This is a genomic window from Rhizobium sp. 01N424 (assembly GCF_056399485.1).
In genome coordinates, this window is record NZ_JBFTRK010000002.1 from 544,032 (window position 1) to 561,630 (window position 17,599).

The following is a 17,599-nucleotide window of genomic DNA, read 5'->3' on the forward strand; positions in this document are numbered from 1 at the left end:
GCGGAACAATGAGGAAAGAATTCCGCATCGTTCAGCGCTCCGGAAGCATGGAGGTCAGCCGCAGGAGCGCGATCTTCTCGACCTGTCCGGCCGCCGTCGCAAACTCGTCCTCGCGGCTGTTGTCGATCCGCGTCTCGAAAGCTGAGAGGATATCGTCCTTGTTCAGGCCCTTGACGGCGATGATGAAGGGGAAACCGAATTTTTCGGTGTAGCGGTCGTTGAGCTCGGTGAAACGCTTGTGTTCCGCCGCGCTTAGCCGGTCGAGCCTGGCGCCTGCCTGTTCCTTCTTGCTGTCCTCGGTCAGTTCACCTGATATCGCCAGGCGTCCGGCGAGATCGGGATGGGCGCGCAGCACGCCGAGGCGCTCCTCCTCGCTCGCCGCCCGGAAGATCGCCACCATCGGCGTATGAACACGATCGGCCGTCAGTTCGCCGTGGATGAAGCCGTCGTCATAGGCGCGCTCGGCGATGAACGGCGAATGCTCGAAGACGCCGCCGAAGCGGGTGACGAATTCCTCTCGCGCGATCATCAGATTGTCTCCGGCTTGTGATGCTCGTGCCAGTGCCTGGCGATCTCGATGCGCTGCGGCACCCAGACCTTCTCGCGGGACAACACATATTCCATGAAGCGCTTCAGCGCCGCGGCACGGCCCGGACGGCCGACGAGGCGGCAATGCAGCCCGACGGACATCATCTTCGGGCTACCCTCCTTGCCTTCCGCATAGAGCGTGTCGAAGGCGTCCTTCAGATAGGTGAAGAACTGATCGCCGGAATTGAAACCCTGCGGGGTGGCAAAGCGCATGTCGTTGGTCTCGAGCGTATAGGGAATGATCAGGAACGGCTTGCCATCCGCGCCCTTCACCCAGAAAGGCAGATCATCGGCATAAGAGTCCGACGAATAAAGGAAACCGCCCTCCTCCTGGACGAGCCGCAGCGTGTTGTCCGAGGGCTTGCCCTGGTACATGCCGTAGGGCCGCTCGCCGGTCAATTCGGTATGCAGGCGCACGGCTTCGAGAATGTGCTTGCGCTCCAGATCTTCCTGAAAATCCTTGTATTCCAGCCAGCGATAGCCGTGGCTGGCGATCTCCCAGCCGGCTTCCTTCATCGCATCGACGGCTTCCGGATTACGGGCCATGGCCAGCGTCACGCCATAGACGGTTGCCTGCACCTTGAGTTCGGTGAACAGCCGCCACAGCCGCCAGAAACCGGCGCGCGAGCCATATTCGTAGATCGATTCCATGTTGAGATTGCGCTGTCCCGGCCAGGCAGCACCGCCGACGATTTCCGACAACAGGTTCTCCGAGGCCGGATCGCCATCAAGAATACAGCTCTCGCCGCCCTCCTCGTAGTTGATGACGAATTGAACGGCGACATGCGCGCCGCCCGGCCATTTCGGATCAGGCGTGTTGCGGCCGTAGCCGATCAGATTGCGCGGATAGGTATCGGATGCCATGAAATCACCTTCTCGAAGACAGGCGAAACGGTAGCATCCGGAGAGCGAAAGTCGAGCCGGAAATGCGAAAGAGACTTTCACGGAAATCGCGAAAGTCTCTCACGAAATCACTCAGCTAAGCCCGATCGCCCTGAGGACCGCGACGCAGACGACGCCCGATGCGACGGCCGCCAGCATCGGCAAGCGAAGCGCTGCGAGCGCGGTGACGGTGCAGGCGATGGTCTCGGCAATCCCGGTTGCAAAAGCGGTCGGCGCGACGACGGCCATCAGCACCGCAGGCGGAATGGATTCGATCGCCTTGCGCCTGTTGCCGTCGAGCGACACATGGCGAATGAGGAAAAGACCGCTGACACGCGTCAGGATGGTTGCCGCCGCCATCGCCAGGATGGCAAGCAATGTCGAGAAATCGAGCGTCATGGCGTTACCTCCACGCGGCGCTTGCCGCTGACCATCGCGGCGGCAAGCCCGGCCAATGCGCCGGCAGCGATGTACCACACACCGGGGATGAAATGCTGCGTCAGAACGGCGGCCGCGCCACTGGCGAGCAGCACCGCGCCGGTCTCCGGTCCCTTCCAGAAACCCATGACCAGCACGATGAAGACCGCAGGAAAGGCAAAGTCGAGCCCGAGCGTGACGGGGTTGCCGAGGAAGGCGCCGAGCGTGGCGCCCGCCAGTCCTGACAGCAGCCAGGCGAGATAGAAAGGTGCCGCCAGCCCGGCAAACCAGGCCGGCGTCAGCCGCGCGACACCGGCCCGGAATTCGGCCATCGCCCAGATCTCGTCGGCGAGGAACAGCACCGAAAAATAACGGGCACGCGCCGGAAAGGCCTGCATCTTCGAGCCGATCGAAGCGCCCATCAGCACGTGGCGGATGTTGACGAGCAGCGCCGCGAAGCCCAGCCCCGCCCAGGAAGCCGGATGCGTCCAGATATCCATCGCCACGAATTGCGACCCGCCGGCAAAAACCAGCGCGCTCATCAGTGCGGTCTCAAGCGGCGACAGCCCCTTGGTCGCAGCGACTGCGCCGAAGACCAGACCGATCGGGATGACGGCGGCGATCAGCGGTGCGATCGCGCGCATACCGCCGGAAAATTCCGCCCAGAATTCATTCTTTTTCACGTTCAAAAACTCCGCTTGCTGCGGAGGTGATAGAGCGGCGCAAGAACGCCGTCTTGAACGAAAGTGATTACCGGGCGCGGTACTGGCCGGGTGTCAGTCCGGTGCGGGCCTTGAAATGCCGGGTGAAATGCGCCTGGTCCGCAAAGCCGCATTCGAGCGCGATCTCCGCCGGCTGTTCGCCTGCCTGCAGCTTGCGCCGGGCGATCCTGACGCGGACATCTGTGAGGAAGGCATGCGGCGTGATGTGGAATTCCTTGCGGAAGGCGCGGATCAGATGCGCACGGCTGAGCCCGGCGATAGCGGCCAGTTCTTCGAGAACGATATCGCTTTCATATTGCTCCACCAGATAGTCGCGCGCCCGGCGAACCGCCGATCGTTCGGCGCTATCGACGGGAATGATGATCGAACCGCCATGCAGGCGGAACATCGCATCCAGCACCAGGAACATGCCCTGCCCGGTCTCCAGCGCGCCGGCCCCCGTCTCCAGTGTCCGATGCGCCTCCAGAAAGGCATTGGCGAGCTTTGGATCATGGAGGATCTGCTTGCCGAAGGCCGGTGTGCCGTGGAAGGCCCGGCCGGTCACGTCCTCAAGAATTTCCCGGAACAGTGCCATGTCAGGATAGATCATCCGGTAGCGGTAACCGCCATCCGTCGGCGCACCGTCATGCGTCTCGCCGGGATTGATCAGGTAGAGATCGCCGGGACCGGATGCCTCGCGCGCACCACGGATCGTGGCGATCTGGCTGCCGCTCTCGATGGCGCCGATGCTGAAAGTATCATGCGCATGCGGCGCAAACTCGTGGGTCAGGAAGGTCGCGCTCAGGCATTCCATGCCGTCGAAGCGCCGGTCGCGCCAGAAGCGGGTCGTCTCCGCCCCGGCGAGCGGCATGGCAACAGTCGCCTGTTCCTGGGAAATATTCTGCATCGCGCCGATATAGCAGTTTTCCGCAGCCGCTTCTTGAACAAAAGTGATCAGGCGATCTTGCGGGCGCTGACCTTGCCCATCGGATGCAGCGAATGAACGCGGAACGGCCCGCCCATGCCCTCTTCCATCATCAGCGCGATATTGGAGATGGCGATCGGCTCCGCCAGCACCGGCTCGAAGATGCCGCGCAGCGCCTGTTCGATGCGCGGCATGTCGACAACATTGACTGGCCCGGTCACCGGCATGTGGAACCGGTATTCGTCCATCACATAGGGGTTGCCCCAGCGGTGTAGATTCGTGAACTGCGCCGCCGACAAGCCGTCGGGATCACTCCGCTCGATATCGGCTTCCGAAAGCGGCGCCCGGAAGCCATCGAAATGCTGAACGATCGACGATGCGAGATAGCGGACATTCTCGCATGGCAACGTCGGAACCAGGCTGTAATAGTTTCCGAGCCGCGCCACTTCGATGCGCGGCACGCTGAACGGCTGGAACGTGCCAGAAAAGCGCATCAATTCCCGCAATAGTTGCGCTTCAGATACCTCCGCGGAGAGGTGGAACGGCGCCTTCAGCACGCCATGAAAGCCATAGCGGCGCGGCACGGCCGTGTGGAAGGCAATTTCGTGAATGCCGAGACCGCGAACGGCCGGCGGCTCCAGCATCTCGCCCGAAAAAACGTTTCGGCCAAGCCAATTGGCCGCCACATGGCTGAGCGGATCGCTCGGCGAAGGCGTGAAGCAAATGGCATAGCGCATGCGATTTCCTCCATCTGAGAATGCGGCGCACGGCCGAATCCGGCGCCGTCGATGCGCAAGCAGATAGGTGATTTGCATGACAGAATAACGAAATATACTCTGGACGAATTCACGTTTAGCGTGAAGCGGCCGTGATATGGCTCGAAAGCGCGAAGCTTTCAGGCAGGTCGAAGGAGAGCTTTTCGCCTGCAATTGGTGCAACGACAGCTTCGGCAAGCCGATGCGCCAGGCCGAAGCTGACCTTGAAACCGCCGGTCAGCGCATGAAGATGCGGATGAAGCGGGTGCGGCCCCACCATCGGATCGCGATGGATCGCTTTCGGCCGCAGCCCCGCCCAATGCTCGATAACGGGCGCATCACGGAGGACCGGCGCCATCTCGCGCGCAGCGGTAATGAGCGGATCGAGTAGCGCATCTGTGGACAACGGTTCCGCAAAGCTGTTCTCGCTGGTACTGCCGACCGCGACATGCCCGCCCTCATGCGCGACGATATAGAGCCCGTCGCGGAAGATCGTCGGCATTGCTGGGTCGATATCGGCCTTCAGCAGCGCCGCCTGCCCCTTCACCGGTTGCCCGAGCGGTTGCGGCAAATCGGGCGTGAAGCGCTCGAGGATTGGGAACGAGCCATGCCCGACGGCAATGATGCAATCACCGAAGCTGATCCTCCGGCCGCCGATCCCGGCTGTCCGCGCCCCTGTATCAAGGCTGTCGAGCGCCGCCGCCTCCAGAAGCCGAACATGCTTCGCCCGCATCAGGAACGCCCGGAGCACGGCGATCAGCGCGCGCGGCGCCACCCGGCCGGCCAGCGTATCGTGCACGAAGCCGTTCTCGCCCGCGGCCGCGTCGATCCAGCCCTGAACAGGTGGTGCATCGCTGACATTCCAATGAAACGCTCGTTCCTGCTGATGCCAGTTGGTTTCGGCATCGGCGGAATGACGGAGCGCAATGGTCTTCAGATGCGGCTTCGGCAGCGGGATAAGACGGCCGGAGCGCCGGTAGCCGGCCGAAAGCCCGGTTTCCGCCTCAAGCGCCGCAATCTCGCTTTCAAGGCTGACCAGCGCATCGAACTGGAACTGCTTCTTGGCATTCCATTTGTCCGGCATATGCGGCATCAGCGCGCCGAGCAGACCGCCGCTAGCACCCTGCCCGATCGTTCCTGCATCGATCAGCAACGTATCGATACCCAGCCGCTCGGCGTGAACCGCCGCCCACAGGCCCATGATGCCGCCGCCGGCGATCAGGAGATCGGCGGATTGACCGGAGAGAAGAGCCGGACTATCGGCTTGTGGCATGACAGATATCGATCCCGATCAGATTGGCAGCAAAAGCCAGCCGCTCGAATGGCGAGACGGCGATATGCCCTATTCGCAGGCCTTTGGCGACCACTTTTATTGTCAGACCGACGGCCGCCTCGAATGCGGCCACGTCTTCCTCTCGGGCAACGGCCTGCCGGAACGCTGGGCTAAAAAGCAGAGTTTCCAGATCGGCGAACTCGGCTTTGGCACAGGCCTGAACTTCGCCGAGACCTGGCGGCAGTGGAAGCTGCATCGCGCGGACGGCCAGCATCTGCACTTTATGTCCTTCGAGCTTTATCCGATGCAGCGCGACGAGATTTTCCGCGCCCTGTCGCACTGGCCCGAGATCGATGCCGAGCGCGATGGACTGACGTCCGCCTGGCCGGATGCACCAACCGGCATCGTCAGCCTCGATCTCGATCCACAAACGCGCCTCAGCGTGGTCTGCGGTGCTGCGTTAGACGGCGTGAAGGCTGCCGAGCCAAACTTCGATGCCTGGTATCTCGATGGCTTCGCGCCATCGCGCAATGGCGACATGTGGTCGGAAGAGCTGATGCGGCTGGTCTGCGAGAAGACGGTTCCGGGCGGCAGCTTCGCCACTTATGCGGCGGCGGGATTCGTCCGGCGCAATCTTGTCGCTGCAGGCTTTGCCGTCGAGCGCCGCAAGGGTTTTGCGGGAAAGCGCGAAATGCTCTGCGGCACCAAGGGCCTATAGGCCCGAGCGGCCCGGCACCGGCTCGGTCTTGCCGAGCCATAGCTGGATCTTCTCCTCCAGCAGTTCCGGGCTGATCGGCTTCGACATGTAGTCATCCATCCCGGCATCGAGGCAAAGCTCGCGGTCGCTTTCCAGCGCATGCGCGGTGACGCCGATGATCGGGACGCGATGCCCTTGGCCGCGCTCGCGCAGGCGGATCGCCCGCGTCGCATCGTGGCCGTTCAGGACGGGCATCGACACATCCATCATGATGATGCGCGGCGAATGCGTCTCCCAGGCATTGACCGCTTCCTGGCCGTTGTTGACCACGAGGAAGCTGAGATTGGTGCCCTGCAGGATCTGCGTGAAAACGATCTGGTTGACCTCGTTATCTTCGGCCACCAGCACATCGACGAACTCGGCCTTGCGCCGAGGCTCTTCGCGCACAGGTTCCTCGAACTCCGGCTCCTTGAGTTGCGCTTCCGCCTGCAGCCGTGCGAGCTCGGTTTCCGAAGCCTGCTTGACGCGCTTGGCCCGCACGACCTCGACGATCGTGCCGCGCAGCAGGTTGGCTCGCGCCGGCTTCATCAGGTGCGCCTGGCCGTTCAGCGCCGCGAACTCCTTCTCGGAGCCCGAAATATCCATCGACGTCAAGAAGATGATCGGCAGGTTCTCGAACCGCGGATCGGCGCGCAGCCGGCGCGCCACTTCGGCTCCATTCATGCGCGGCATGTGATAGTCGAGCACCAGCGCATCGACCTCGACGCCCACCTGATATGCGGCCTCCAGAATGGCAATCCCCGTCGCCCCGCTTTCGGCCGCCACGCCGTCGAAGCCCCAGAGCGTCAGCTGCTCGCTGAGAATCGCGCGGTTCACCTCGTTGTCGTCGATGACGAGAATGCGCGCGCCGCGCACATTGACCGGCAGCGGCTTGGGATCGAGCTTGGCGGCGGCGACCGCGAACGGTAGGTTGACGGTGAAGACCGAACCCTTGCCGGCTTCGCTCTCGGCATGGATATAGCCGCCGAAGAGATCGACGAGACCGGCGGTGATGGCCAGCCCGAGACCAGTTCCCTCATGGCGCCGCGTCGAGGAAGAGTCGACCTGCGAGAATTTGTCGAACACCGATTGCAGCTTTTCGGCCGGAATGCCGATGCCGGTATCCTCGATCCGGAGCTCGACCATCACCTCACCATCCGATCCCTGCCGGAACCCGATATCGACGAAGACATGGCCCTTCTCGGTGAATTTCACGGCGTTGCCGACCAGATTGGTGACGACCTGCCGGAACCGCCCGGCATCGCCGATGACCGCGGCAGGCAGGTTGGGATCAGCGCGGACCAGAAGTTCCAGATCCTTCTCCGCCGCCTGCGACGACAGGAGCGTTGCGACGTCCTCGACCGCCTCGACGAGATCGAACGACGCCTTGCGCAGCTTCATCTGCCCGGCATCGATCTTCGAGAAGTCGAGAATGTCGTTGATGATCGTCAACAGCGCATTGCCGGATTTGACGATGATATCGATGAAGGTCTTCTGCCGCGCATCGAGATCGGTCTTCGCCATCAGCTCGGCCATGCCGAGAACGCCGTTCATCGGCGTGCGGATCTCGTGGCTCATATTGGCGAGGAATTCCGATTTGGCGCGGTCGGCGGCTTCGGCGCGCGACAAGAGCCGCTGCAGCTCGCCTTCGCGCTGCTTCATCTCGGTGACGTCGGTGAACAACGCGATCCAGTGGCCGCGTTCGCTGATCGTCGCCTCCATGTTCACCCAGCGCTCGCCGAGGATATGGAAGACGGTGATGATCGGCTCACGCGCGGCGATGGAACTGCGCCAGTAGTGCAGCGTATCGGCGGCCGAACCGTTGAAATCGCCGCGCTCGGCGCAGAAATTGAAGAGATCGATCCAGCCACGCCCTGCGGCGAGATATTCGGCAGGGATCTGCAGCACCGGCGCCAGCGCCTCATTAGATAGCTGGATGATGCCATCCTGGACGATCGCCAGCCCCTGCGGCATCGCCCGCGTTGCATCGCGCATCAATTCGCCGAGCGTCTCGATCGCCGCCCGTGCGTCATGCACTTCCTGCTCGCGCTGGCGGATCGTGCTGATATCCGAATAGGTCAGCAGGATGCGGTCGTCGGAAATCCGCCGGCTGTCGAAGATGATCGACTTGCCGCCCGACCAGTTGAGCTCCACCGGCTCCGGATCGCCCTCGGCGGTGAAATGGTGGCGCCGCGATTCCAGCACTTCCTCTGGCGTCTGGCTGTAGCCATAGCGCCCGAGTTCGTGATTGCGGCGGATCACATCGAGAAATGGCCGGCCGTCGAAACGGTCCTCGATCGGCAGATCGCTGATCGTATAGAACTCGTCGTTGACGTAGAGAATATCGAGCTTGTTATCGAGGATCAGCACGCCGACCGGCAGCGAGCGCAGGATGCTTTCGATATCCCGGTGCAGTACTTCTGCGTGCTGCTGGGAATTGATGATCTCAGCTTCGCGCTCCTTAAGCGGCGAGATATCCGAGAAGGAGCCAACGACGTAAAACTTGCCGTCAGGGGTCTGCACCCGGTTGACGCGCGACAGGATGGGGTAGGATTTGCCGTCGGTGCTCGGTACGCGGCCTTCGATCTCCGTCAGCGAACCGTTCTTCAGCGCCAGCATATTCTCTTCGTAGATGCCGCGTCCGCTCTCTTCGCCGAACATCTCGAATTCGGTGAGGCCGAGCACCTTCGAGCGCTCGTGCCCGGTGAAGGTCTCGTAATACTGGTTGGCATAGACGAGCCGGTGGGCCTCGTCGCGCACGAAAGCGGCGACCGGCAGATCCTCCATGATCGTGCGCAGAAGATCGAGTTCGGCAACGCTTTCGTGCCAGCCCTTTTCGCTGGGCGGCCGCGCACCGCCGCGATAGGCGGAATTGACGACTAGCGGGCGGCCATCGGCGGCAAAGACGCCGATCGGGTGATCGAGCGTTTCGAGGGCGGTACGCACCCGCTCGAAATCGGCCAGCAGCGCCTGATCCGGCCCGGTGGAAACAGCGCGGCGGGGCTGCGGCCGCTTCTCGAAGATGCCGAGCACATAGGCCCGGTCTTCCGACGGCATGAAACTTTCGATCTGCACGCGCTCGTGGCCTTGCCCCGGCCGGTCGAAGCAGATGGCATTTTCCTCGGTACGGAAGACCAGCGCCCGGCGCTCCTTGTCCTCGCGCTCCTCTTCCTCGGGGCGATCATGCACCTCGCGGCTGCGGCGGCCGATGAAATCCGAGATCTCCATGCCGAAGAAGCGCGCATAGGCTTCGTTGACGGCAACGTAGCGAAGCTCGCTATTCTTGACATAAGCAGGGGTATCCAGATCCGCGATCCGGCTGCATGCCAGTTCCAGAAGGTTACCTGCCGATGTCAAAAAGCGTCCACTCCCGCTGTGAATGAAATATTCACGACTGCAACCATAATGCCAAGCCGCTTAACAAGCTTTTAACCATAAAATCTTAGCGCGCGAGCACCGGGCGCCAAAAGCGATGTTAAAGTTGAATCAGAAGACCAGCCGGACGTCTCATCTATTTGCCATTGCTTATTCTTTTCCGGCTGCTTGGTTGCCCCGGCGCCCTTGAGATCATGGAGAAAATTTAATCCCGCAGGCGCTTGCGCCACCATCAACGTGCCGCGATCGGGGCGGATTCTGGGACCGGCTTCAAGACAAGCCTTGTCCATGAAAGGAATTCGACATGTCCGTTCTTCATAAGACCATGGCGGCGGGCCTGATTGCGCTGATCGTTGCCGGCGCCACCCTCGCCACCACAGGAACCGCAAACGCCCGCGGCGGCAACGCCTTCTGGGGTGGTGTTGCCGGAGGCGTCGTTGGCGGCGTGGTCGGCGGCGCGATCGCCTCGCGCCCCTATTATCCGCCGGCCTATGCCTATTACCCGCCGCCTGCCTACCCGGCCTACTACGCTCCCCGCTACTGCCATCCGGCATGGCGCTATGACCGTTGGGGCCAGCCCTACCGGATCGAAGTCTGCAGACGCTGAGTGAGTTGCGGCGCCGCTTCCTCCCGGCGGCGCCGTCTTCTCTCTAAAACCAGAGATCGCGCACGCAGCGCCCTTTCGACGGCAGATCGGTGAAGGTCACCAGCCCGTCGAAATGATCGATCGCCAGATCCTCCACCGCCTCCGGTGGCGCGAGCCTGACATTGACCGCCATCCGCCGCCGCCCGTCCGGCTCCAATACCAGACCGCGCCAGGCGAGAACGCAGGCGCAGGCAGGGCAGAACAAGATCTCCAGCGGCGACTTGTCTAATCCGGAACGCGTATAAGACGCGACCGGTCCGCTGACAGCAACCCGCTCATTTTCATAATCATAAGCCCAGAGCGTCCCGTAGCGGCGGCAGAGCGTACAGTTGCAGGCCGTGATCGAGCCCGGATCGCCCTCAAGCGTCCAGTGCGCCTTGCCGCAATGACATGATCCGATCATCATCGATGCCGCTCCTCTTCATCCACCGCATTCTGCCTCAGCGAGGCTCCAACGGCAAACGCAGCGCCGAAAATCAGGCGTCCGCAGCCGCCCGCAGATAGGCCGCCGACAGCAGGCGTGCCTCCGCACCGAGCCCGTCAAGCGCATCGTCGGCCACCGCCAGCTTTCCGAAGCTGCCCCTCGATAGCCCCGCCAGCGAGGAAAGAAGCGTGAAGGCGGTCTTCTCCGCCTGACGAAAGGATGCATCCGCCGCATTGGTCAGGAGCCTGACGACGGCGGCCTCCAGCCTTTTCAGCACATCGGCCGACATCCTGAACTGGTCAATCGCGCCAGCCACCCGGTAGAGCGCGGTGGTAGCGTCGGGACGCGCGAGCTTCACCGAGACATAGGCATCCGCAATATCTTCCGCGATCGCCGCAATCGGCTTTCCGTCACCCGGTATGGCCTCGATCGCCTCGGCGATCTGTTCGAAATGGCGCAGCAGAATTGCGAAGAGCAGCGCCTGCTTGTTGGGGAAATATTGATAGAGGGTGCCGACGGAGACACCGGCACGCTCGGCCACCCGCGTTGTCGTAAACAGCGCCAATCCGCCCGTCAGCAAAACCTGAATGGCTGCCTCGTGAATGGCCTCGACCGTCGCGCCCGATCGTGCCTGCAGCGGCGTTTTCCTCGGCTTCAGCCGTGATGGGATGGCGTTTTCCAAATGCGAATACCGAACTGAAGGATCCTTCAGGTATATTGGCAGCTGACGTGAGGGTCAAGCAAACGGCGCCTCACCCGGCAGCATCAGAAACAGGGAAAGAGCATCGCGATGATCGAGAACCAGATGACCACAGGCGAAAACGGCATCAGCCGCAGGCTGTTCCTCGCCACGGCTGCCGGTGCGGCCATGGCATCCTTGCCGTCGAATACCTCGGCCCAGCAGGCCGCCTCGCCCCGCGTCCTGACGTTCAGCGATCACGAGCCGCTTGGCGGAATGCGCACCCGGTTTCTCAAGGATGTGCTGTTCCCGGCAATCGAACGGGAATCGAACGGGCGGCTTAAGATCGAGGATCACTGGAACGGTGAGATCGCCGCCGCCTATGACGCGCTCGGTGCGGTCAGCACATCCAAGGCCGACATGGCGACCGTCGTGCCGGAATATACGGCCAAGGAATTACCGCTGCACCAGATTTTCAAGAGTTTCCCAACCGGCCCGGCCGGAAGCGCGCAGGTCGATTTCTTCCGCCGCGTCTACGCCGAAGTTCCGGCCTTCCCCGCGGAGCTGGAGAAAAACAACATCGTTCCGCTTTTCTGCGGCACCGGATATCCCGTGGCCTTCTTCAGCACCAAGCCTATGGCGGGTCTCGATGGCTTAAAGGGCGGCAAATGGCGTTCGGCGAGCTTCTGGCATCTGGACTTCCTTCGCAATGCCGGAGCAACCCCTGTCACCATGCATTGGGGACCTGAAATCTATGATGCTTTGAAAGCCGGAACGCTTGATGGCCTGATGGTGAATGTCGACAGCGGCTACATGCCGAAGGTCCACGAAGCCGCGCCCAACGTGCTGGTGTCGAAGGATCTGTGGCTCGGCCACCTCTATATGCTGGCGATCAACAAGGACGTCTGGAACCCCCTTGCGCAGGAAGACAAGGATGCGATCGCCCGCGCCGCAGAGACGTCGTACAGGGCTCTCGGCCCGGTGATGGATCGCAGCTTCGATGCACAACTGGCGGAACTGAAAACCGCTGGGGCGTCCGTGCGAATTCTTGAGGCCGCCGAGCCCGTGCGCTTTGGCTCGGCCGCCAAATATCGCGACGTGCAGTCGGCCTGGGCGGAAGAGCAGAAGCGTAGCGGCACTGGCAATGCCGGTGCCGTACTGGCCGAGGTTACAGCGATCATGAACGATATCATGGGGTGAGTGGCAGCGTTCCCACCCTGCTTCTCCGTGACATGATCGAGGTGCCGGTCGCCGCTCCGGCGATCGGCACGCAATCGCCATATAGCCATCGCCTCTTGACTTTCAGCGCGAACTAGACCAAATGCAGCCCAGCTTTCACCTTCCGGCCGCCGCGTGAGCGTGCCCCTGCCAGCAAATAGGAGCAGGAAGAAGGACAAAAGCGCATTTCGTATTGACCGCATCCCAAGACGCGGCAGAAGCGCTGGAAAGCTTTTTCCAACAAGACAAGTTCCCACTTCACGCGGGGTTCTTGACGCCAGAACAACACCGGGCCGCATTCCGCGCTCCGGCGATTTGGTTTTGGCGCGCCCTGAAAAGGTTATGACTTGACCAATTTTGAATCGCTTGGTGTCTCCAAGCCGATCGTCGCCACTCTTTTCCAGCTCGGCATCGAAACGCCGACTCCCATCCAGGAAAAGGCGATCCCTCTGCTCATCCAGGGCCGTGACCTTATCGGTCTCGCCCAGACCGGCACCGGCAAGACCGCTGCCTTCGGCCTGCCGCTCATCGAAAAGCTGATCCCCGAAGAGCGCCGCCCCGACAACCGCACGACCCGCACGCTGATCCTGGCGCCGACCCGCGAACTGGTGAACCAGATCGCCGTCAACCTGAAGAACTTCCTGCGCAAGTCGCATCTGCGCATCAACGTCGTCGTCGGCGGCGTGTCGATCAACAAGCAGCAGCTGCAGCTCGAAAAGGGTACCGACATCCTGGTCGCCACCCCCGGCCGCCTGCTCGACCTCGTCAACCGCCGCGCCATCGGCCTGACCGCCGTGCGCTACCTCGTGCTCGACGAAGCCGACCAGATGCTCGACCTGGGCTTCGTGCATGACCTGCGCAAGATCTCCAAGATGGTGCCGAAGAAGCGCCAGACCATGCTGTTTTCGGCCACCATGCCGAAAGCGATTGCCGATCTCGCCGCCGACTTCCTGACCGATCCGGTTACCGTTGAAGTCACGCCTCCGGGCAAGGCTGCCGACAAGGTCGAGCAGTATGTCCACTTCGTCAACGGCAAGAACGACAAGACCGACCTCTTGAAGAAGTCGCTGACGCAGAACCCGGATGGCCGCGCCATCGTCTTCCTGCGCACCAAGCATGGTGCCGAGAAGCTGATGAAGCATCTCGATTCCGTCGGCTACTCGGTCGCCTCGATCCATGGCAACAAGAGTCAGGGCCAGCGCGAGCGCGCCCTCAAGTCCTTCAAGGACGGCGATATCAAGACGTTGATCGCCACCGACGTTGCCGCCCGCGGCATCGACATTCCGGCCGTCAGCCACGTCTACAACTACGACCTGCCTGAAGTTGCCGAAGCCTATGTCCACCGCATCGGCCGTACGGCCCGTGCCGGCCGTGACGGTATCGCGATCGCCTTCTGCGCCCCAGATGAAGCCCGCCTGCTCCGCGACATCGAGAAGCTGATGAACATCAGCATCACCGTTGCCAGCGGCGAAGCGTCGGCCGACATGCGCGCCGCCCCGCGCCGTGCAAACGGCAATGGCAACAACCGCAATCGCGGTGGCGAGCGTCAGGCCCGTGGCGGCGAAGGCCGCAGCGAGCAGCCCCGTGGCGAAAACCGCGGCAACCGTCCGCAGCGTCCGCGCCGCGAAGGTGAAGGCGGTGAGGTTCGTGCAGGTGGCGAGGAGCGCCGCGAGCGCCGTCCCCGTCCCGAGCGCCAGACCCAGCGCAACGAGGACTTCCGCGGCCAGCGCCGTGGCGAAGTCGCTCCGGACCTCGGCCCGGACAACGATCTCGCAACGACGTCGGATTTCCGTCCTGCCGCCAAGAAGCCGCAGCGTCCGCACCATGGCGGTGGCGAAAACCGCCATCATCCGGGCGGCGCCCGCAATGCCCACGGCCGTCCAGCCCGCAAGCATGGCGAAGGCCAGCAGGCCCAGGGCGAGCGCAAGGATGGCTCCGGCGGCATCCGCCGCAAGGGCCCGCGCAACGGCGGTGGCCAGCGCCGCGAACAGGCCTGAGCGTCTGTCCGAATACTGAATTCACGAAGAGGCCGGTATATTCCGGCCTCTTTTTGTTTTAAAACATAGGAGACGGCTTACATCCGGATAAGCGGCCTTGAAGCGCCGTGAACCGGTCACATGTGAAAAACGACATTGCAATCTGCATGCGAGGCGCCGGGATCGTCATCCAAGCAGTATTGTTGGGCGCAGGCTCCGGACAGGAACGTGCGCCGTTAACTGTGTTTATTTTCAAGTCCATTGGATTAAGTGAGATAGCCAGTGTCATTGCCTTCGAGATCGAGCGCGCGCCGCTTCCAGTTCATCCTGATCAAACCGTCGCATTATGACGACGACGGTTACGTGATCCGCTGGTGGCGGGCGATGATCCCCTCCAATTCGCTGGCCGCGCTTTACGGCATCGCCGCCGACTGCGCCGAACGCGAAGTGCTCGGCCCCGGTGTCGGCATCGATATCAAGGTGATCGACGAGACCAACACCCGCGTCAATATTCCGGAACTCCTGTCGCTGCTTGCCCGCAACGGCAATTTCGGCATGGTCGGTCTCATCGGCGTGCAGTCCAACCAGTATCCCCGCGCCCTCGATATCGCCCGCCCCTTCCGGGCTGCCGGCATTCCTGTGTCGATGGGCGGGTTCCATGTCTCCGGCTGTCTGTCGATGCTCGACGGCAAGGCCGTGGAACTCGACGCCTGCCGCGAGATGGGCATCTCGATGTTTGCCGGTGAAGCCGAAGGGCGCCTCGACAAGGTGCTGCAGGACGCAGCCTATGGCCAGCTGGAACCCGTCTACAATTTCATGAACGATCTGCCCGGCATCGGCGGCACGCCCGTGCCCTTCCTGCGCAAGGAAAACATCCAGCACACGCTTGGCCTCTCCAGCAGCTTCGATGCAGGGCGCGGCTGTCCCTATCAGTGTTCCTTCTGCACGATCATCAACGTTCAGGGCCGCAAGTCGCGTTTCCGCTCGGCCGACGATATCGAGAAGCTCGTCCGGATGAACTGGGCGCAGGGCATCCACAAGTTCTTCATCACCGACGACAACTTCGCCCGCAACCGCGATTGGGAAGCGATCTTCGACCGGCTGATCGAACTGAGGGAGAAGGACGGCATTCCGCTCGGCCTGATGATCCAGGTCGATACGCTCTGCCACAAGATCCCGAACTTCATCGAGAAATCGAAGCGCGCCGGCGTCACCCGCGTCTTCATCGGCCTTGAAAACGTCAACCCCGACAATCTGACAGCCGCCAAGAAGAACCAGAACAAGATCACCGAATACCGCAAGATGCTGCTCGCCTGGAAGGCACAGGGCATCATGACGCTGGCCGGCTACATCCTGGGCTTCCCCGCCGATACGCCCGAGAGCATCCGCCGCGACATCCAGATCATCCAGCACGAACTGCCACTCGATGTCATCGAGTTCTTCGTGCTGACACCCCTGCCGGGTTCAGAGGACCATCAGACGCTATGGCGCAAGGGCGTCGAGATGGATAGTGACCTCAACACCTACGACGTCGAGCATGTCTGCACCGCCCATGACAAGATGAGCCGGGAGGAGTGGGAAACCGTCTACCGCGAGGCATGGTCGCTCTATTATTCCCCCGAACATGTAAAGACGCTGCTGCGCCGCGCGGTAGCAACAGGTGTGCCGCTCGTCAGCCTCGTCAAGGTCCTCGTCTCTTTCGCCACCACGGTCCCGCTCGAAAACGTCCACCCGTTGCAGAGCGGGTTGCTGCGCCTGAAGCATCCCTCGGAACTGCGACCCGGCCTGAAACCGGTCCATCCGCTGCTTTTCTGGCCGCGTTTTGCCTGGGAAACTTTCAGCAAGCATATGAAGCTTGCCGGTGTGATCGCAAAGATGAGTTATGCCGCCTTCAAGATCGCAAGGAATCCGGCCTCGAAGACCTACATGGACCAGGCGCTGACGCCGGTCGAGGACAACGAGGAAGAGCGTCTCGAGCTCTTCACAAAGACCTCGGGCGGCACGGCCGCCGTCACCCACGTCCGCAAGATCGCAAAGCTCACCCACGCGGCTCCGGCCGCCGAGTGATCAGGCCTCGATCGTCTGCACGCTCTTTCGATTGGTGAGATAGACACCAGTGACAACAACGACAGTCCCGAGGATGAGCGGCAATGTCAGTGGCTCGCCGAAGGCAATAAAGGCCTCGATCGCCACCGTCGGCGGCATCAAGTAGATCAGTGACGCGGCGCGCGACACCTGACCGCGGCGGATCAGATAGAGCAACAGGCCAATGCCGCCCATCGACAGACCGAAGACAGACCAGGCCAGCGCCGCGAAGGCTTCGGCGGTGCCGTCGAAATGCAGGCTTTCGAAGGCGAGCGCCAGCGGCACTGTGATGATGAGCGCGCCGAGATATTGCAGTGTCGCGATGGTCTTCAGGTCGCCGCTGTGAAGATGCTTCTTCTGATAGATCGTGCCGTAGGTGACCGAGGCCATGCCGATCAGGTTGATCGTCAGCGGCACCGCCGCATGCATAAGATCGGCGGTCGCCGGTTCCAGAATCTTGGGCGACACGGCAATGATGATGCCGAGGAAACCAAGCGCCAGGCCGAGCTTCTGCGCCGGCTGCAGACGCTCACCGATCAGGAAGGGTGCGGCCATCGCCGTCAGCAGCGGCTGCATGGCGGCAATCACGCCAGAGATGCCGGCCGGTACGCCATTCGCGATCGCCCACCATATGGCGGCAAGATAAAAGCCGTGCAGGAAAAATCCGGAATAGATCGCCCGCCAGATGGTCGCGCGGTCGGGCCACTTCGCTTTTAGCACCAGACAGAGCGCCAGAAAGGCGAGCGCCGACAGCGTGTAGCGCATGACAAGAAACGTGAACGGCTCCGAATGCATCGCCGCATATTTCGCCACGACCCAGCCGGTCGACCAGAGAAGCACGAAGATGGCGGGAGCGAAGCGGTCGAGGGTCATGATGCGGCTCGGGGCAAGAGCAAGAATATCCCCGGCTGATAGCCTC

The 17,599-nt window shown here is 62.2% G+C and carries 16 protein-coding genes; 5 read left to right on the forward strand and 11 right to left on the reverse strand.

The annotated features are described in order from the left end of the window. Nucleotides 1-31: 31 nt before the first annotated feature. The 7 genes from uraD to AC1DNK_RS08435 form a co-directional block, all read right to left on the reverse strand. Entirely contained in the window at nt 32-529 is a 498-nt protein-coding gene (uraD, locus tag AC1DNK_RS08405; protein ID WP_477940435.1) for a 2-oxo-4-hydroxy-4-carboxy-5-ureidoimidazoline decarboxylase, read from the reverse strand. Then, complete coding sequence (gene puuE, locus AC1DNK_RS08410; protein ID WP_477940437.1) at nt 529-1,452, reverse strand: allantoinase PuuE; 924 nt, start codon at nt 1,450-1,452, stop codon at nt 529-531. Before puuE ends, uraD begins: the two co-directional genes overlap by 1 nt. A gap of 111 nt (nt 1,453-1,563) precedes the next feature. Further along, on the reverse strand, nt 1,564-1,869 hold the full coding sequence (locus AC1DNK_RS08415; protein WP_477940438.1) for an AzlD family protein: 306 nt from the start codon (nt 1,867-1,869) through the stop codon (nt 1,564-1,566). Next, the gene (locus AC1DNK_RS08420; RefSeq protein ID WP_477940917.1) at nt 1,866-2,531 is read right to left on the reverse strand and encodes an AzlC family ABC transporter permease; all 666 of its coding nucleotides are present in this window, start codon (nt 2,529-2,531) and stop codon (nt 1,866-1,868) included. The genes AC1DNK_RS08415 and AC1DNK_RS08420 overlap by 4 nt, the downstream gene beginning before the upstream one ends. 106 nt (nt 2,532-2,637) lie before the next feature. Next, nucleotides 2,638-3,495, reverse strand: coding sequence for an AraC family transcriptional regulator (locus tag AC1DNK_RS08425; RefSeq protein WP_477940439.1), 858 nt, complete (start codon nt 3,493-3,495; stop codon nt 2,638-2,640). 47 nt (nt 3,496-3,542) lie between these two features. Next, entirely contained in the window at nt 3,543-4,250 is a 708-nt protein-coding gene (locus tag AC1DNK_RS08430) for a DUF1045 domain-containing protein (protein WP_112390259.1), read from the reverse strand. A 115-nt stretch (nt 4,251-4,365) separates the two neighbouring features. After that, a complete protein-coding gene (locus AC1DNK_RS08435; RefSeq protein ID WP_477940441.1) occupies nt 4,366-5,541 on the reverse strand; it encodes an NAD(P)/FAD-dependent oxidoreductase in 1,176 nt (391 codons plus the stop codon). Between AC1DNK_RS08435 and mnmC2 the strand changes: the two genes are divergently transcribed. After that, on the forward strand, nt 5,540-6,259 hold the full coding sequence (mnmC2, locus tag AC1DNK_RS08440; RefSeq protein ID WP_477940443.1) for a tRNA (5-methylaminomethyl-2-thiouridine)(34)-methyltransferase MnmC2: 720 nt from the start codon (nt 5,540-5,542) through the stop codon (nt 6,257-6,259). The genes AC1DNK_RS08435 and mnmC2 overlap by 2 nt on opposite strands. Here the strand turns inward: mnmC2 and AC1DNK_RS08445 are convergent. Then, nucleotides 6,254-9,634 carry a response regulator gene (locus AC1DNK_RS08445; RefSeq protein ID WP_477940445.1) on the reverse strand — a complete coding sequence of 1,127 codons (3,381 nt, stop codon included), beginning with the start codon at nt 9,632-9,634 and terminating at the stop codon, nt 6,254-6,256. The genes mnmC2 and AC1DNK_RS08445 overlap by 6 nt on opposite strands. Before the next feature lie 322 nt (nt 9,635-9,956). Here AC1DNK_RS08445 and AC1DNK_RS08450 point away from each other — a divergent pair, with 322 nt between their 5' ends. Beyond that, complete coding sequence (locus AC1DNK_RS08450) at nt 9,957-10,259, forward strand: hypothetical protein (protein WP_310294166.1); 303 nt, start codon at nt 9,957-9,959, stop codon at nt 10,257-10,259. A 43-nt stretch (nt 10,260-10,302) separates the two neighbouring features. Here AC1DNK_RS08450 and AC1DNK_RS08455 read toward each other — a convergent pair whose 3' ends face one another. Beyond that, nucleotides 10,303-10,704: a GFA family protein gene (locus tag AC1DNK_RS08455; protein WP_112515585.1), complete on the reverse strand. Its 402-nt coding sequence runs from the start codon at nt 10,702-10,704 to the stop codon at nt 10,303-10,305. Nucleotides 10,705-10,774: 70 nt separating this feature from the next. Then, a complete protein-coding gene (locus tag AC1DNK_RS08460; protein WP_477940446.1) occupies nt 10,775-11,404 on the reverse strand; it encodes a TetR/AcrR family transcriptional regulator in 630 nt (209 codons plus the stop codon). A gap of 108 nt (nt 11,405-11,512) precedes the next feature. On the opposite strand from AC1DNK_RS08460, the gene dctP reads away from it, so the two are divergent. The 3 genes from dctP (at nt 11,513) to AC1DNK_RS08475 (ending at nt 16,662) form a co-directional block, all read left to right on the forward strand. Continuing rightward, complete coding sequence (dctP, locus tag AC1DNK_RS08465; protein WP_477940448.1) at nt 11,513-12,601, forward strand: TRAP transporter substrate-binding protein DctP; 1,089 nt, start codon at nt 11,513-11,515, stop codon at nt 12,599-12,601. Between the two features lie 365 nt (nt 12,602-12,966). Continuing rightward, on the forward strand, nt 12,967-14,616 hold the full coding sequence (locus AC1DNK_RS08470) for a DEAD/DEAH box helicase (RefSeq protein WP_477940450.1): 1,650 nt from the start codon (nt 12,967-12,969) through the stop codon (nt 14,614-14,616). A 261-nt stretch (nt 14,617-14,877) separates the two neighbouring features. Further along, on the forward strand, nt 14,878-16,662 hold the full coding sequence (locus AC1DNK_RS08475) for a B12-binding domain-containing radical SAM protein (protein ID WP_477940451.1): 1,785 nt from the start codon (nt 14,878-14,880) through the stop codon (nt 16,660-16,662). On the opposite strand, the gene AC1DNK_RS08480 is transcribed toward AC1DNK_RS08475, so the two are convergent. Next, a complete protein-coding gene (locus AC1DNK_RS08480; RefSeq protein ID WP_310294155.1) occupies nt 16,663-17,553 on the reverse strand; it encodes a DMT family transporter in 891 nt (296 codons plus the stop codon). Nucleotides 17,554-17,599: the final 46 nt, after the last annotated feature.

What these genes read in the sequence shown, in the direction of transcription:
- AC1DNK_RS08425 (WP_477940439.1), bottom strand. Translation starts at nt 3,495, where the DNA reads ATGCAGAATATTTCCCAGGAACAGGCGACTGTTGCCATGCCGCTCGCC.
- AC1DNK_RS08450 (WP_310294166.1), top strand. Translation starts at nt 9,957, where the DNA reads ATGTCCGTTCTTCATAAGACCATGGCGGCGGGCCTGATTGCGCTGATC.
- AC1DNK_RS08420 (WP_477940917.1), bottom strand. Translation starts at nt 2,531, where the DNA reads ATGCGCGCGATCGCACCGCTGATCGCCGCCGTCATCCCGATCGGTCTG.
- uraD (WP_477940435.1), bottom strand. Translation starts at nt 529, where the DNA reads ATGATCGCGCGAGAGGAATTCGTCACCCGCTTCGGCGGCGTCTTCGAG.
- mnmC2 (WP_477940443.1), top strand. Translation starts at nt 5,540, where the DNA reads ATGACAGATATCGATCCCGATCAGATTGGCAGCAAAAGCCAGCCGCTC.
- AC1DNK_RS08415 (WP_477940438.1), bottom strand. Translation starts at nt 1,869, where the DNA reads ATGACGCTCGATTTCTCGACATTGCTTGCCATCCTGGCGATGGCGGCG.
- puuE (WP_477940437.1), bottom strand. Translation starts at nt 1,452, where the DNA reads ATGGCATCCGATACCTATCCGCGCAATCTGATCGGCTACGGCCGCAAC.
- dctP (WP_477940448.1), top strand. Translation starts at nt 11,513, where the DNA reads ATGATCGAGAACCAGATGACCACAGGCGAAAACGGCATCAGCCGCAGG.
- AC1DNK_RS08435 (WP_477940441.1), bottom strand. Translation starts at nt 5,541, where the DNA reads ATGCCACAAGCCGATAGTCCGGCTCTTCTCTCCGGTCAATCCGCCGAT.
- AC1DNK_RS08480 (WP_310294155.1), bottom strand. Translation starts at nt 17,553, where the DNA reads ATGACCCTCGACCGCTTCGCTCCCGCCATCTTCGTGCTTCTCTGGTCG.
- AC1DNK_RS08430 (WP_112390259.1), bottom strand. Translation starts at nt 4,250, where the DNA reads ATGCGCTATGCCATTTGCTTCACGCCTTCGCCGAGCGATCCGCTCAGC.
- AC1DNK_RS08455 (WP_112515585.1), bottom strand. Translation starts at nt 10,704, where the DNA reads ATGATGATCGGATCATGTCATTGCGGCAAGGCGCACTGGACGCTTGAG.